The 17,116-nt window shown below is 41.5% G+C and carries 9 protein-coding genes; 4 read left to right on the top strand and 5 right to left on the bottom strand.

Translation table 11 applies throughout. The features are described 5' to 3' along the window. Window positions 1-35: 35 nt before the first annotated feature. From leuS to FXW07_RS02545, 3 genes are all read right to left on the bottom strand, one after another. Window positions 36-2,939: a leucine--tRNA ligase gene (leuS, locus tag FXW07_RS02555; protein WP_229393624.1), complete on the bottom strand. Its 2,904-nt coding sequence runs from the start codon at window positions 2,937-2,939 to the stop codon at window positions 36-38. Between the two features lie 308 nt (window positions 2,940-3,247). After that, window positions 3,248-4,465, bottom strand: a complete 1,218-nt coding sequence (gene thrC / locus FXW07_RS02550) for a threonine synthase (RefSeq protein ID WP_229393623.1) — start codon at window positions 4,463-4,465, stop codon at window positions 3,248-3,250. A gap of 868 nt (window positions 4,466-5,333) precedes the next feature. Next, window positions 5,334-6,209, bottom strand: coding sequence for a PAS domain-containing protein (locus FXW07_RS02545; protein WP_229393622.1), 876 nt, complete (start codon window positions 6,207-6,209; stop codon window positions 5,334-5,336). A gap of 97 nt (window positions 6,210-6,306) precedes the next feature. Between FXW07_RS02545 and FXW07_RS02540 the strand changes: the two genes are divergently transcribed. Both FXW07_RS02540 and anfO read left to right on the top strand, forming a co-directional pair. Beyond that, window positions 6,307-6,771 carry a DUF2769 domain-containing protein gene (locus FXW07_RS02540; RefSeq protein ID WP_229393621.1) on the top strand — a complete coding sequence of 155 codons (465 nt, stop codon included), beginning with the start codon at window positions 6,307-6,309 and terminating at the stop codon, window positions 6,769-6,771. A gap of 647 nt (window positions 6,772-7,418) precedes the next feature. After that, window positions 7,419-8,048, top strand: a complete 630-nt coding sequence (gene anfO, locus FXW07_RS02535; RefSeq protein WP_229393620.1) for a Fe-only nitrogenase accessory protein AnfO — start codon at window positions 7,419-7,421, stop codon at window positions 8,046-8,048. 647 nt (window positions 8,049-8,695) lie between these two features. Here the strand turns inward: anfO and FXW07_RS02530 are convergent. Both FXW07_RS02530 and FXW07_RS02525 read right to left on the bottom strand, forming a co-directional pair. After that, window positions 8,696-10,546, bottom strand: a complete 1,851-nt coding sequence (locus tag FXW07_RS02530; protein ID WP_229393619.1) for a hypothetical protein — start codon at window positions 10,544-10,546, stop codon at window positions 8,696-8,698. A gap of 73 nt (window positions 10,547-10,619) precedes the next feature. Continuing rightward, window positions 10,620-14,426: a hypothetical protein gene (locus tag FXW07_RS02525; protein ID WP_229393618.1), complete on the bottom strand. Its 3,807-nt coding sequence runs from the start codon at window positions 14,424-14,426 to the stop codon at window positions 10,620-10,622. A gap of 734 nt (window positions 14,427-15,160) precedes the next feature. Here FXW07_RS02525 and FXW07_RS02520 point away from each other — a divergent pair. Both FXW07_RS02520 and FXW07_RS02515 read left to right on the top strand, forming a co-directional pair. Beyond that, complete coding sequence (locus FXW07_RS02520; protein WP_229393617.1) at window positions 15,161-15,640, top strand: hypothetical protein; 480 nt, start codon at window positions 15,161-15,163, stop codon at window positions 15,638-15,640. A gap of 620 nt (window positions 15,641-16,260) precedes the next feature. Further along, window positions 16,261-17,115, top strand: a complete 855-nt coding sequence (locus FXW07_RS02515) for a PrsW family glutamic-type intramembrane protease (RefSeq protein ID WP_048119573.1) — start codon at window positions 16,261-16,263, stop codon at window positions 17,113-17,115. Window position 17,116: the final 1 nt, after the last annotated feature.

The following is a 17,116-nucleotide window of genomic DNA, read 5'->3' as shown; positions in this document are numbered from 1 at the left end:
AAGCAGCTTGATCAAGTTCTCCTATTTATCGACTTTTACTCTTCTTTCTTTTTTCCTTCAATATAAATTGCAGGCCTGAGTGGTTCTGCAAACCTTGACTTCTTTTCAGGGTCAAAGGCAGGAGAATCCGCACTGTGGACTTCAACAGGGCATCCAATCTCTTTTTCCATGAAGGAAACCGATTCTTTCAAGAGAGCCTGTTCATCAATATCAGGGCCTGTAAGGATTTCATACCTGTCTGAGCTTCCGCTTTTGAACTCCGGAACGATTTTCTGTACGAACTTCGGGATCTCCTTGCCGAAGCGTTTGAAGTCGGGGTTTACCATCAGCTTTTTAATAAGGGTACCTACTTCGAGAGAGCATTCAAGCTGCATCTCGCAGGCGCACCTTATCGCTTCGGCTTTCCAGGCAGGAGCCGTGTAGAGGTGGACTTTCTGCGGGATCATCTTTGTTACCCTTATAATCTCTTCAATGTCTTCCAGGGTTCCCTTTATCGTTTCTTCGGCAAGCTCCGCACCGTCATCTATCAGATCTTCATTATATAGCGGGTACTGGGCAAGAGAGACCGAGTCCTTATGCCCCATTGATTCCCATATTTCCTCACAGAGATGCGGGGTAAAAGGAGACATAAGCCTGACCCAGTTATCCAGCACATAGTAGAGCAGGGTCTCTCCTCCCCTTCTCTGGTACCACTTAATATCGTTTTGCAGCAGGAAGAAAGAGTTCTGGATTGCTTCTCTTGTCTGGATAGAGTAAAGGGCTGCATTTGTATCCCGGATATAGTTCTGTATCCTCGAGAGTATCCAGCGGTCGATCTGCTTTAGCTCGGTGCTCAGATCTGCACGTTTTCCACTTTCTATGACATTCTTTGCAAAAGAATAGAACCTGTCCACCTGCCTTCTGGCAGACTCGATACCTGTTTTCTGCCAATCCGCATCCTGTGTCTGTTCGGCTGTGGAAAGGATATACATTCTTGTTATATCCGCTCCGTAAGTGCTTACTGCGCTTTCCATTGTCAGGATCGGGCCTTTGGACTTGCTCATTTTCTGTCCCTCGAGAGAGACAAAGCCGTTTACTGCAAGAGCTTTAGGCCACTTTTCCTCTTCAAAGAGGGCTACATGGTGGAATAGGAAAAAAAGCAGGTGGTTCGGGACAAGGTCTTTGCCTGAAGAACGCAGGTCAACCGGATACCAGTAATTGAAATGCCTGCGGATCTCTTCAAGAAGCTCAGGACTGAGGCCAGTATCCGCACTGGCTGCTGCCAGATCGCCCTTTCCAAGCAGGACGTAGTCGAAGAATGACAGGGTAAGGTTTTCTATCTTCAGTTCTCCACTTTCGATAAACCTGACAATAATATAATAGCTCATGTAAATTGTCGAATCCCCAAGGGATTCAATCAGCCATTCCTTATCAAAGGGAAGGTGAGTTCCAAGGCCTTTTCTGCGGGCGCAGGCTTTATCCTTAAGCCAGTCAATCTTGTTTTCAAACTCGACCCTGTACTCTTCGGGAATAACTCGCATCTGGTCCAGGCAATTATAGACCTTTGCTTTCCATTGGGGGTTTGAATAATTAAGGAACCACTGGCCTTTGACCATGTTTACTACACAGGAAGTGCCGCAGCGGCAGACAACAGGTTCACTGAATTCGTAAAAGATCTCCCCGGCGTTTGAGCTGATGAAGTCTTTTGTAAGGATATCCTTGATTTTGGAGACAGCCTGTCCTTCGTATTTTCCTGTAAGCTCTTTAAGTACTCCACCGTGGAACTCCCTTCTGTATACGATCTTTGTAGCTTCCTCGGCTTTCGGGTCGTTCTGGCTTGTAATTCCCATGCTTTCAACGATTTCCTTTGCAGGGAATTCTCCAAATTCAGGCACCTTGATAAGGGAAATCAGTTTGATTTTCCTGAGGTCTTCGGTTATCCCGTACTCGCTCAGGTCAACATCATAAAGGTCGCGAAGGGCCAGGTAGTCAAAAGGTGCGTGGGCAGGCACGCTCATTACTATTCCGCTTCCGTTTTCAGGCCTGACAAAGGATGCAGGAAGGGAAATTACTTCGTCATCTGTAACCGGGTTTGTGAGTTTTATTCCTATTATGGATTCCGCAGGCATGTCTTCAATATACTCGACTGTCCGGTCCGTAAAAGTCAGTTTTCTGAAAGCTTCTTTGCTGACAACCCAGAACTCCTCATTTCCGTCCAGTGTGACCTTTGCTTTTACATAAGTCACATCAGGGTTGACCCACAGGTTAGTTACACCGTACGTTGTTTCCGGCCTGAGGGTTGCACAGGGCAGGACCAGGTCTTTATACCGGAACTTGATCAGCGTATATTCAACAATAGTGGCTTCTTCCCCATGCAGAATATCATGGTCCTCTACAGGGTTATTATCGTTCGGGCACCATTTTACCGGATGGGAGCCTTTTACGATCAGACCTTTCTCCTCAAGCCGGATATACTGCCATTCTATGAATTTCTTATATGTCGGGTCAGTCGTCGTAAACTTACGTCTCCAGTCAATGGAGTACCCGATATTACGCATAGCTTTTTCTGATTCGAGCTTGAAATAATCAACAATTTTTTCAGGTGTATCGAGCGTTGGCAGAATGTCTCCGGGAATTCCATGAAGGCGCTCATAAACGTCCATGGTCTGAGGGTCCCGATTTGCAATCAGTTCGGCAAGACCCACAATGGGTGTACCTGTCACATGAAAGCCCATAGGGTAAAGCACGTTATACCCGAGCATCCGCTTATGCCTTGCAACAACATCCCCTATGGTAAAGGTCCGGGTATGCCCTGCATGCAGGTTCCCGTTCAGGTAGGGGTAAGGGATGGTTATAAAAAATTTTTCTCGCTTATCGGGCTCGGCCTGGAAAATCTGGCTCTCATTCCACTTTTTTTGCCATTTCTTTTCGATCTCGTGAGGCTTATAATCCTGCTCCATTCATGTTCACGCCCATTGATTATTCTTATATTGAAAAAATTTGATTCGATTAAATTTGATATTACCAAAAGAATTTGATAAACCGTCTGAATCTGAATAACAGTCTGAATCTAAATAACAGTAAGAGGTTTCTGGGAGTTATAACCTCTCCCAGTAAACCATGAAGGATTGAAGGAGCCGGATTTCGGTCAGGTCAATCTTTCTACTATTATCTTCTACGATTATTTATTCCACTATTATCTTCTACGATTATTTATTCCACTATTATTTATTCCACTATTATTCCTAATGTTAGCGGTTTTCAGATCTTATTCTGCCTTTCCAAAGATAGCTTTCCGGATGGCTTCTATATTTGCATCCACAACAGTAGGCTTTTCGCAGACGTCAATTACAGTCTGCGGGTCTTTAAGCAGGTGTCCCGTAGTAATACAGACAACGGTCTCGTCTCTGCTTATAACACCCATATCAACAAGTTTCTTAAGCCCTGCAACCGAAGCTGCACTTGCAGGCTCGACACCTATTCCTTCAAGCCTTGCAAGGTCTTTCTGGGCTGCAAGGATTTCTTCATCAGTAACGGATTCTGCAGTCCCACTGGATTCCCTGATGGCAGCAAGGGCCTTTTTCGCGTTAACAGGGTTTCCTATCCTGATTGCTGTTGCAACGGTTTCGGGGTTTTCCTCTGGAGTTATTTCAGGAGCCCCACTCTTTATGGCATTTACAATCGGGCAGGAGCCTGCGGCCTGAATTCCGGTCATCTTTGGGAGCGAATCCGTTATGCCAAGCTTCTTAAACTCCCTGAAGCCCTTCCAGATAGCTGTAATATTTCCTGCATTTCCTACGGGCAGGACAACTCTGTCAGGTACTTTGAAACCGAGCTGGTCTGCAATCTCAAAACCGATAGTTTTCTGGCCTTCCAGCCTGTAGGGGTTGATCGAGTTTAAGAGATAGATTTTTTCCTGGGAGCAAAGAGTACGTACAAGGGCAAGCGCATCGTCAAAATTTCCGCGAATGCTGAGGACCTTTGCTCCGTGCATAAGAGCCTGGGCTACTTTTCCAAGAGCGACTTTTCCTGCAGGTAAAAGTACTATTACAGGAATCCCGGCTTTTGCCCCATAGATTGCAAGGGCTGCCGAAGTGTTTCCTGTAGATGCGCAGGCAACGGTATTCATGCCAAGTTCAAGTGCTTTTGTAACTCCTACAGTCATACCCCTGTCCTTAAAAGAGCCCGTCGGGTTCATACCTTCATGTTTTACATAAAGCTCTTTAATTCCGATTTTTTCAGCTAGACGGTCGCATTTGTAGAGGGGAGTTCCGCCTTCTCTGATAGTTACAGGCTCTCTTTCAATAGGAAGAAGTTTTGCGTACTTCCAGACCGAAGGGCATTCGGTCTTAAGTTTTTCCATGTCAATTTTTATTGAGGAATAGTCATAAATTACATCAAGCAGCCCACCACATTTGCTGCATGTATAGATTACTTCGTCTTTGGAATACTCTGCACCGCATTCGATACATTTAAGATGATACATTAAATTACTCCTGTTTATGATAATTTTTCCTGTGTATGGTATTTTGAATAATTCGGATGCCTGCTTTATGCTTCGTCCGTTTCAGGTTAGTACAACCTGGGATTTATTTCAGTATAATCTGGATTTCGGATTTGTGTAATATTTGTGTAATATTATAGTTCAATTAGTATAATATTATAGTTTAATAATATTTTGTATCCTTTATACTCTACTTGCTTTTAAATTATACTGTTTTTTGAGATTGTACGGTTTTCAGGCTTTATACTTTATAATAGTTCCGTAACAGCAGCCATATAAAACATACTCAATCTCATGGGAATTCAGCGACTCTGGAAAGTACTTGAGTTTTTTATCTACTTTATATATATTTATATAATTAAACTGGGCCTGAAAGATAAAAAAGGTATCCTCTTTAAATACAATGGAATTTTTTCAACTCGAAAAATGTGCAACAATTTTACCATACAGTTATACAGTTTAATCCATTGCTTGAAGTCGTTTTTGAAACTTAGATCTATTTTTAAATTTTCAGCAAATACATGAAATTTACTTTTACTCATGAAATTCCGAAAATAATTAAAATCACTTCATTGGTTATCGGTTAAGGAATTTTCGTGGCAAAAAACTATCAAGTTTTCATTAGAAACCGGCTTTAAATTTTCATCTCTTTGTATAAAATATATAACCTGTTCCAGTCAGCGAATATTAAAATATGTAACAACAACTGTTAAATTATTTAATAAATGTCGTGGGATTGGACGTAGTTTTCACAATCCCTTACTTAACCGAAGACGCATGAAAATCACTTCAATTCCGACCCTTAAAGCCTGAAGATTGCTTCTGATCTTCCCTGATTTCAGTCTACAGGTCAGGATCTTTTTACATTTCGGGTTATATCTTCTATAATGCCCTGGAAATGAGTAACTTCTCCTTCCTCATTGCGCTGGATAAAGGTTTTCTCGTCAATCCAGCGGACGTCAGCATTCTGAGTAAGAATCCGGTACTGGCGGTTGAATTCCTTTCCCCCTTCTTCACAATTTTCCTCAAGTTCGAGTTCCACAAGGAGCAGGTCTTCGGGATGAATTATCTTCCCGTAAAGGATTTTTCCGGAAAGGAAGTCATCTGGAGCGTACCCAAACTGCCTGACATTCTCAGACACATATAACGTAGGCCAGTATTTTTCAGCTTTCCAGAGAAACACTACCATCGGGCTATTGTTAATTACGGTTTCAAGGACTTTTTGCCGCTCAAGGAGAGCTTTTTGTTTTTCCATGAGGGCTTTCTGGCTTTGAAGAGCATCCTTCAGAGCCTTTTCATTTTTAATCTCCTGAGTAATGTCCCTGACTATTCCCTGAAAATTCACTACATTTCCAGTTTCATCACGCTGGATAAAGGTCTTTTCTTCTACCCATCGGACTTCCCCCTTTCCGGTAAGAATCCTGTACCGCTGTACAAAGCTTTCATTTCCAGCCTCACAGCATCGGGTAAGTTCCTTTCTAACCTTATCTATATCCTCGGAGTGGACTATGTCTGCATACACCATCCTTCCTGTAAGGAAATCTTCTGCGCTGTATTCAAGCTGGGTTACGTTTTCCGAAACGTACCTGGCAGGCCATTTTTTATCCGGAGCCCAGAGAAAAGCCATAACAGGACTGTTATTAATTACGGTTTCCAGAACTTGCTGTCTTTCCAGTGCTTCACCAAGAATCAGTTCGTCGCTTTCAGCCAGTTGATTGAATCCCATAGCTACTACCTCTCCACCAACCCTTCTGGATACAAAATCTTTTTACCGCCTCAGGTAATATACACTTTTCAAATCCTTAAGCAATATATAATATATTTTGACATCTTATAAATCATGTCTTTCTGCACACAGGAGGAATGTTCTGAGTTCCAGACTCGCAGCAGGAAATAAAGAAGATACCTGGAAAAAGGAAAAATCCGGGGAGAAAACATCTGACATTGTACAGCAGACCAGGGAAGAATTTGGAAGATACTTCGGGATCTGCGGCTCATACCATAACCTTAAAGCCTGCACCTGCAAAAACTGTCCTTCTTATTCAGGCGGTGCAGGGATGTTTTGCTCCAGGGGCAAACATCTGGAACAGGGAAAAAAACAGGGCTGCCTCTGTGAAACCTGCGAACTTTTCAGGAAATTCCGATTTGAAGGGGAATACTTCTGCCTGAATGCCGAAAAACTTGAACTATCCGAAGAAAAGCCTGAGTTTCTCCTGAATAACTGCGGAAAAGCTCCTGAATCCAGTGGAAAGACCAGGTTCTGTGTGTTGGGAGAATTAAATAAGTAAATAAATGGACTCAAAGTTAAATAACCTCAAAGTTAAACGAATTCAAAGTCACCGATACCTGGATAACCCTGGTTTTTTTCTGAAATTTAAATTAAAGTAACTGATGCTCTCTTATTGTAACGATTACAGATTTCAGATTTTTTATTCACAGGATTTGGGGTTTTTATTCGGAAAATTGTATTCGCTTTCTAACCTGAAACCTATCACAAAGATTTCGATAAACAGACTTTGTATTTTCATGTGGTTTCCAGTTCTATGCAGCTTTCCATCCCCGGTTGCAATATCCTTTGGCGGAGTTAATCTGTTCTGGCTTTAATCTGTTCTGGTTTTTTTGTTTATAGTCAATGTTTTTTTCCGGAAATCTCACAGTTCATTATTTCTCTAAAACAGATAGTCGGTATTATTTCTCTAAAACAGATAGTCGGCATTGTTTCTCTAAAACAGATAGTCGGCGCGTTCCGAAAAGATATAAAAGGATCATTGTTCGCCTGATAAAATGGACTGAAAACGCGTCCACAAACGATATATCACAGGTTGCTAAATGAGTCCAGCAGAGCTTATATAAATCGAGTAATAATCAAATGGTAAGCAATTGTTTTAATCACATTCCGAATCTCATAAATTTCAACACGATAGGAGGACGCGCCTTGAAAATAGCAGTTGTGGAAAACGAGAACCAGAAAGCGAGTTCAATATTCGAACCAGGATTCATTGCAATATATGAGGAAGACGGCGGGGAATGGAAAGTTATGACCCGGTTTGAAAATCAAGTTTTCAACGCGAAAGGCATGGCTGCGGTACGAACGGCTGTAGCGGATACAATAAAACAGCTTGGCGACATAAAAGCAATTGTTGCAAGTGAAATCCCAGGAATAGCGTCCGGGACTTTTCAAGCAGCGAGATTTGACATATTCATTGTGGAAGGTAATGTGCCGGATCTTCTTGATTCAATCAAAAAAGAAATGCTTGAAACAATTGAAGAACGCCAGAAAGAACCGCCAAAATTTGACATCATGCAATTTCTGGAACCCGATGTGAATAAAGGTGATTTTTCGATTAATATAGAAGACGTCATGTTTAAAAATCCAGACTTGACTTCAAAGAAAATTCTGATCCCCTATCTGGAAAATGGAGAATTTAACAGACTGGACGTCATTTGCGGTCATATTCCTAAGTGGTTTGTCACAAATTTAGGCGCCATGGGGTTTGAATATGAAATCGTGAACGATTTGCCGAATAGAAAAACTGTTAGAGTAGTGCGCATGCAAACTCCATAAAAGACAAGACTGTCTTATAGTGAGTAATAGCGGGAATTGGTTTCCGTCTTTCAAGAACCAAAATCCGAAAACCCTATAATTCCAAGAGATCTAAAAGTAACCAACGAGCAGCCTCTAACAACAATAGCCTCTAACAACTAAAGATTAAATGGCTTTAGGGTGATCTCATTTAGAAAATAGATCGAAAAAAAAGAAATAAAAAAATGTCTCTTAATTAAAGAATTAATCCCTTTGGAATCATGCCCTTTACCATTACCTAATATTCATAGGACTTACGCAGTTGGACTGAAAAATCAACAGCATTGGACCGTTAAATGTCTAAAACGTGACTTTAATCCACAGTCTTTGCCATAATTGATTTTGTTCCTCAAGTGCGTAAGTCCTAATTCGGAGTATCGTATCCCATTTGATTTTTTATCATAGCATTTTCATGTTTGATTCATTGATCTTTTTTGACTGGTGTCAGTTTTGTCTCCAAAAGCCTCTTCTTCAGCTTCTTCTTTGATTTCTGCTTCTATTATTTTGTCTATAACTTTCCCCTCTTCTACTTCGGCCCCGGCTTCTTTAATTAGATCTTCAAGCTCCTAGCACTCGGGAATTACTTCATTAATAGCACGGACTTCAGCAGTTTCCTCGGAGACCTTTACTTAAAGCTCCTCAGCTTTCTCAATAATCTCTATTGGAAGGGTCTTTATTGGAAGGGTCTTTATTGGAAGGGATTTAGATCCTCTTTCATCTATTGGGAGGGTAATCTGATCTTTTTTTGAGACGACCTCACTGTCCGTGTCTGATGGTAAGCCTTCAGTTTTATATGTTATATCAAAAAGCAGATTCTGGAAGTCGTCGAACTGTGGGTTTTTAAAAGCAAAGACACCTCCAGCGGGCAGTACAAATCGGTTCCCCAGTGGTGCGAACAAATTTAACAAATTATTGACTTCTTTTTCATATTGAGATTTAATCCAGTTTGCGACGGTTTCCAGACCTTTAACATTGCTTTCTAACAAAGCCTGGTCGATATCTCCCCAAAAATTACCATCATGATTGATATCTGTTTTTTTCAAACTTATGGATGGCTTCAGCTCGATGACACCCTGTGTCCCGCATGTGACATCGATAGTTCCTTCCCATCCCACTTTGGCGCTTAATGACATCCTTTCATTAGTGAAACCCAGCGGATGGCATAGAAATTCATGATGGACATAAAATTCACCATTGAGTTTGATTGGTAACGTGTTACTACTGGTCGATTCTCCGAGCTCTACGGTAAACCAGAATTTATTAGTAATCGAGTGGTCGACCTCGATTGGGACGTTTTTAACTACCGCCCATACTTCAACATCTTTTGCGTCCCAATTAAAAGTTTTGTCATATGTATATTTCCATCTGGAGCCACCTTTTTCGGGGGACTCGGTCACAGTCCATTCAAGTCCTGAGTTAAATGCAAAACATGATTTGTCCCCGTCTCGATAGCCAGTGATATAATGGCCAAGCGCTTCCTGCAATTTAGGCAGGATGAATTCTCCAAAGAAAAGACTCTTAGCAAGGACAAATCTACCGTCGTACTCGTTACTGCTCATCCAATTGTTATTGAAATTAGGCTTTGTAGGATATGGAAGAGGTTTCTTAACAGTATCAGTAGTCAAAAGAAAGTTCAATGTGCTTTGTGACCGTTTAGATTCATCCTCTTCAAAAAATATCCAGTAGGTTCCACCAGTGGGTGTAAATGTCGGTGGAATAGATGGATCCGAATCAGGTGTTTTCTCTTCAATCGAGTAACCCAATACAAAAGGATGGTCTGTTTCCGCCAGATCCCTGAAGTATTTGGTTAGACCTGCCTGGAATGAAATCAAATCATCTTCTGTAAAATCCTCTGAGAGAGTTATTTTGCTCTCCACTTCATCATAGTTGGCAATGTTTGCGTTCTGAAAGTCCATTAACAGGTGACGGATAGTGAAACATTCATCATTGAATTTGTGTAACATGTTTTTGACCACATCCGGCACTGCAATACTGTTCTGAATGTGGTCTTGTTCGATCTGGGCAAAGTTGACGTCAACGTCAAATACGTACTTCCAGTCACTGATTGTGACAGAGTCTTTGTCTTCACCTACTCCATAAGTAAGGGTGCCCTCTGGAATATTAAGGGCCAGCTTAACCTGGAAGTTCGGCGCCTTACTGGTTCCCAGGATCACCTCAGGTGCATCCATCTCTCCCTCGAACGAATAGTTAAGTGTAAACCTTCCATGTTTTAATGTGTATTCCCATTTCATTTTTCTACATTCTTCATCTAAAAGGTCCCAGAGCAACAAAAGCTGCAGATTGATAGTATCCTGAGTAATGGCTGCGACCATGTCGTAGCCAGTGATACAGTTTCCAGGACTCTTGCTTGAAGAAACCGCCTGCATCGAATATATTTTATTGTTAGTAATTGATTGTTTACTTATTGTTTTACTGGAAAGGCCAGAAACACCCATTACATCTAATCTTTGTTCACTCATTTCTTTTTACCTCCTTAGACAAATATTTTTCAACAAATTAGCACAAATGTGTCTACAGTTTTAACGTGTTAACTCATTCTGATATGCAAATAGCTACAGTTCTGCCACCGCGTATCGTCGTTGCTAATAAACCTTCTATGATTGAGACAACTGCGAAAATCGCACCAGATTCTTTGTCCGGATCGAGAGTCGCCACTGCATTTAACATGCCACCATGAGAGCGCACAAAAGTTTCAGCAAAAGTTGCTACGTCAAGTAAAATTTCCCCAGCATTTGGACCTTCAGTAACTTGGTCTATCAATTTGTTTATCAATATCATTAATCCCAGAATACCACTGATTGGCAAACAAATAAGATTCCATACCTCAACTCCTTCCTTCACTCCTTCATTATCTCCAGGTGTAGTTACTTTGATGAAACTGCCAAGGAAAATCGCAATAGAAGTACCCCAGCTAAGATTGTAAAGATCGTCTTCCAAACTCCTTTTTAGTTTAAATGGGAAAGTAACAGCTATTTTAACAAGCGAAAGTAAAAAATTAATATATTCCAAAGGTTTGGGGAGTTTCTCCATTGAATATTTGATGGAGCGTAAAAATAAGGCATAGGCATCAGCAAAAAAGTAAGCCGCATAACCTACATATTTGTATATTTTTACTCCTGTTCTATCATTAATCTCAGTTAAAGCAATATCAATCGCCTGCGACTTTCTCTCAACTGGTGATTCTGTCATGTTGATAATTTTTTCCTCATCTAAGGCAATATTAACTGCCTTCAACCTTGTAGAAACTGGTAAGTCTGTAACTTCAATAACTTCGTCCTCAGATAAAGCAATATCAACTGCCTTCGACCTTGTCGCGAGTGGTGTCGTTGTTAGCTGTGTTGAATCATCGCTAAGAGCATCGAATAACTCCTGATATCCCATTTTTTCCAGGTTGCCAGACCCTCTTTGATAAGGGCTGCATCCAGTTAGCGCCTTGTAGAGCATGGTAACCGGAATGGAAAGCATAAGGGAAACCACATCCAGCAATGAGAAGTCATCACCACCACTTATGAATTTGTAGAATGCAGAAAGGACAGGGATACGTAATGTAGAGTTAACGATTTCTTTAATTAGCGAAAATGCACTTTCAAGAACTTTCAAGAGACCGCTTATGGTCGTACGAGCCAAGCCTATAACTTGCTTGAGCATATCTTTACTCAGTTTGGTGAAACATTCACCTATTGTCAGGTTATTAGTGGTGAACAGATCATAGATATCTCTGGTGAAGGTACAAACTATGTTTGCTATGTCTTCACCTAATGGATAGACCACCTGAGTAAAGAAAACTGTTAGTGGATCCGTGTTACTGCTGACAGAAAAATCTGAATTAGACGATGCCTCCATGCTCTGCATAATATGGTAGTTTGCAAAATTACCAGGAGCGGAATCCAAAAAGTCTTGGGCACCCGAGTAGGAATCACAGAACTTCTTTCCTTCACTAAGCAAATTCAGAGAGCTTACTTCACTTGGAATTGGTCCGATCTTGTCGATTTCTTTCTCGATTTCGTCAAAAAAGTTGTTGACAATAGTCTCAGCATCACCTATTTTGTGTTTGGCAAGTTCGAGTGTTTGGTTGGTCACGTTAACGATTATTTTCTTAGTCAGAATGATGTCATCCCAATCAAACATGAAACCGAGCCACTTGACGAGATCCTCAAAGAAAACCTTAATTTTCTGAAACACCCAGCTGATAATGTTCATCGCAATTTCTACCGTTTCGATTGCAAATTTAAGGAGTTTACCGCCAACTTCAACAATAAACTCAAATACGCCCTCGGCCACCTGAACAATAAATCCGCCCACTTTTTCTATGCCGCTCTCAAGTGCTTTGAGCACATCACCGGCAACGCTCTGAATGGCATTTCCTATATCACCGATATCCAAAGCCAGGGCCTGAGCTGGTGAACTACCAAGCAGTTCAGGGCTAACTGAGTCAAGCTTGAAGCTACTATTAACGATGGTTTTGCGTGCATCCCTACCTTCGTAATAGGTCACATTATCATCATCAAAACGCATACCCCAGAAGTAATCACCTTTAGTATTCGAGGCAGAGAGCAGATTTCGACTACTTCCTGTCGGATCGCGTAAGAGTGCCGCAAAGGTAGTAGGTTTTGAAGGATCACCTGTTCCGCCGCTTACAGATCTGCTGGCGCTATCCTTAGGTAACGTGTTGGCAATATCTGTGAGTTTTTTGATTGCACTAGCTGCACTATCAACTGATTCTTTGCTTACGGAATCTGAAACCAGCTTATTCCCATCAGCTAGAACCACAGCCCGCAACTCGTCACCAGACTGTATCCTGGATAACGTATTGCGCACCTTGGTAGCTGGGTCAATATCAACCACACTTTTCAACCATTCAGCACTCAACTCGAAAACTGGAGTTGAGATGGTTGAAACTCTATTAATGATGGTGATGTTTCCTGCCAAATCTGGCTTGAGGGTGATTTGATTTTTGGCATTACCCAATAAAGTGTGAGCCTTCCCGTTCACTTTGAGGTATGTCCAGGCTGACGACTTTAGATTCAGCTCGATATCAGTCACGGGAACTCCAGAAGCTTGATCGCGGAAAGACATATGTGTTGTATAACAGTCGAAGCTGAGCGTATTTTCAGTGTCGTAAAGTGGAATATTAGTCTCGTACCACTGAGTATTTTCTGGGTCCTGCCACAGGTAAATTAGGTGATTAGTGTTGCTGACCATGAACAGCTGATTAGCTTTGTAATAACGGTTACGTAACGCTGCAGTCTGGGAAACATCTCTACAAATTTGCAGAACTGGCTGCCATGTAGTCTGAGAAGAGAAAGGTGACACTGTCATCCCTAACATCCCATCACTGTTGACCATCCAGAGTGTTACAGACTTATCATCCTGACGAGCGAGCAATGTTTGAACCGTAGGAGTTATGTCCTTCTCTGCAATCGTGATGGGTTTGGTGGCACCTTTACGAAAGAGATAAACTCCCTCGCCTGCTGCGTAGACATTATCATTACTGCTGCCACTTGGCAGGACGGCAAAGCTGTTGATCTTGCTGCCGAAGGGCTGTTGAAAAAAAATCGAGAATGTCTTTCCATTAAATCGTTTAATTGGAAAGGATGTAAATTGCAACGATTGCCCATATATAGTGTCATAAAGAGAGTAGACACCTGGATATCCACGTTGTTTGCCAAGCGCTAGAAAATGAATTTTAATCGCGTTTTCTGGGATTGTGAGATGTTCCCATATCTCACTTTCCTCAAGATTGGTATTGAGTCGATAATATTCAGCTTGGTTATCTTTCTCAATTGCTACCACAGCAAGTACAGAGGACGTGGTTGAAGAGGAATCTTCTCCCATGTAGATCTTTGTCATTCTTGATCCAGATACCTGGAAAGGTCGAACGTGCCAGTACTGAGCAAAATTGTCCCACTGAATAGTTGTGTCAGATTTCAACAATTGTGAGGAGACATACATTGTTGTCTTGCTCGCGTTCGATGAAGATGAAACTGAGCAGGCTAATACGATTGGTCCAGAACCCATCTGAACCATCTCAAATGCAACTACATTCCCGGGCTTTTCGTCTTCCACCTTTGGCGTAATATCGTTCTGCTCCCAGCCAGTTTTGCTTCCTGAATCACGAGTGATTGCATAAAGTCGCTTATCGGATCCAACCGACACAATGATTGGTTCACCTTTACTATCCTGGGCTACACAAAAAGAGTTTTCAATGCTTACTGGCGAACCAGCTTCGTAATTTTTCATCAAATCTGAAGAGACAGTGAGCATAATTGGTTGTTTATCTGATCCTGATTCGGGCATTAACAGGATCTTTGAGTTTTCGATTTTTTGGCTTACAGTCATATAATACCTTCCAAGCTACATTACTATCCATTTACAAATTATCTTGAAACTGAAAAGCGATCACATTTTCTAAAATATGTATATAAATCTCTAGAAAATGCAGTACACAGACAACTGCAATTTCACAAACGACTGAATTCCAAACTTTACAATTTATAAGCATCAATATAATTTGTACTACCAAAGCCTCTAACAATTAACACTTTAATTGACTTAATAAAAAATTGATTACTAAGCACACTAATTTCAATTTGCTGCGTTTCTTAATATTTACTCTAATTTGTCCCCATTTTTCCCACTATTACTGGAAAATCAAAACTATATGTCCGTAAAAAACACTATATTCCTTCGATTGCAGAACTAATCCCGCAGGGTTTATGCGAGTATAGTAGATTTTTCCAACGGCAAGCAATTGTTCTAATCATATTTGACATGTTATAAATTTTAACAAATTAGAAGGAAGTACCTTAAAAATCAAAGTTGTAGAAAACGAGAATCAGAAAGCGAGTTCAATATTCTAATCAGGATTCATTGAAATATATGAGGAAGGCGGCGGGGAAGTTACAGATTTAGGTGTCATGGGATTTGAATATGAAATTGTGAGTGACCTGCCGAATAGAAAAACTGTTAGAGTAGTGCGCATGCAAACTTCGTCACCGAAATAAGGCCACAGCTTTTTGGAAAAATCAGAATATAGGTAAACCTTATTACCGTTTAAGGAAAGTAATGGTATAATGGACGGAAGGGGAGCAGAAAGAGGACCTCTGCAACTGGACATTGGCATAGTTGTATCAGGGCTTGGAGGAAACTCCAATCAGGAAAGGGACCAATTCAATGGACTTGTTTCCTTTTTTGGCGTTGATTTTGGACTATATGTCGGACCATCATATAATCCGTTTCGGACTATAGGACCAAGTATCGGCATCGGTGTGGTTATAGGGTCTAATGGTTTTCTGGCTGCAAAATTAGGCATCCATTTCAGAAGAGCATTCGGTTTAGCTATGTTGTTTCCTATAGTTCCTATTTATGGTGTTACTGGATCAAGCTTGTTAGCTGCGCTGCCTATTTCAGAAGGAGCTAAAGTTGCAGCAACTATTCCATTACTATTAGTGCCGGCAGCAGTCGTATACCAGGAAAACCTCAAAGAATTACGTAGGCGCGGAATAGAAACTTTAACGGAATTAAGAACACATCTGCCAGGAAAAAAATATTAATTCATAAAATTAAACCTGTATCTATTCAACCTGAATCTGTTAAACCTGTATCTATTCAACCTGAATCTGTTAAACCTGTATCTATTCAACCTGTATCTATTAAACTTGTATCTATTCAACCTGGGTCCAGATATAATGCCTGTGAAACTTCTCAAGCCATATCTTTAGAAATCTTCTTACTTTCCCAGGGACTGACTCTTTAGCAAGTTTCTGGAAATCACAGGTTCGGGTGGTTAAAGATTATCCTGACAGAGCAAAGATCTCGATTGTTACCATTAAACCAGTTATCTTTCAAGGATCTGGCTATACTTTACTGCACTGGGTCACTCCTCGTCACGATTTTAATAAAATTTGCTGGGTACAGCTATCGGAGGGTTAACATTAAAAGCTACATCTTAATGCTATTTTATCCCATGGGGAAAGATGTTTTGGAGAACAGGCTATAAAGGGCAGACAGAAAACAGACTGCGTAGTCACGAAAGCAATTTGAATTCGCAGCGGCACTTTGAATGTGGTTACTGAAAATTTCAGGAGCCCAATTAGCCTTTGATAACAGACCTTGAAAACAGCAGGATCTGGATGTCGCAGAATAAGATTAACAAATTAAACAGGAGGACATTATGGACAGTACGACGGAAGTTCAGCCGCCTGTGCCAGTGGTCCGACGAAATGAATGGTTAAAAGTTCTAATCACAGCAGTAGTCTTCTACATTCTCTTACTGGTGACTTTGCTGCTGACGAAGAACTCAAACCTTTTTCCAACTCTGGCAATGGTCGGCAGCTTTATGGTCCCTGTCGCTTATGTAGCTTTCATATACGAGCGAAGGCACCTCAGCCGCCTGACAATGCCAACGGTCTCCCTGGCTTTTATATATGGCGGGCTGCTGGGTATCATTGCTGCTGCTCTTCTGGAGCCATTTTTTATCAGTCAGCTAGATCTCAGGGCAATTTTAAGAGTAGGATTCATCGAAGAGTTTGCTAAAATCCTGGGAGTGCTGGTGATTGCACGCCGCAGACGGCATGACTCGGAAATGGATGGATTGATTCTGGGTGCGGCAGCGGGAATGGGATTTGCAGCCCTGGAAAGTAATGGTTACGCCTTTACGGCCCTCCTGGAAAGTCATGGGAGCATTTCGGCAACAGTGGAGGTGACCTTAATCCGGGGCCTGCTTTCTCCACTGGGACACGGAACATGGACAGCTATTTTAGCCAGTGTGCTGTTCAGGGAAAGCAAGAGCTGCAACTTCCGCATTAACTGGAAGGTAATTAATGCTTATCTGCTCGTTTCCATTCTACATTCAATGTGGGACGGCCTGCCTCTTGTCGTTTCTTCTATCTTTGGCCAGGGTTTAGGCGTGTTAATTGCGTGGGGTGCGATTGGTGCTGCTGGATTGTTTATCCTCTGGAGACGCTGGCAAGAAGCGATCAGGTTACAAATGGTTTTGCCGTCAGAAATCGAGGAAATGTGTACCTAAA

This window comes from Methanosarcina sp. DH1 (genome assembly GCF_020804205.1).
Lineage (GTDB): Archaea > Halobacteriota > Methanosarcinia > Methanosarcinales > Methanosarcinaceae > Methanosarcina > Methanosarcina vacuolata.
This window is presented reverse-complemented; position numbering and strand designations above follow the sequence as displayed.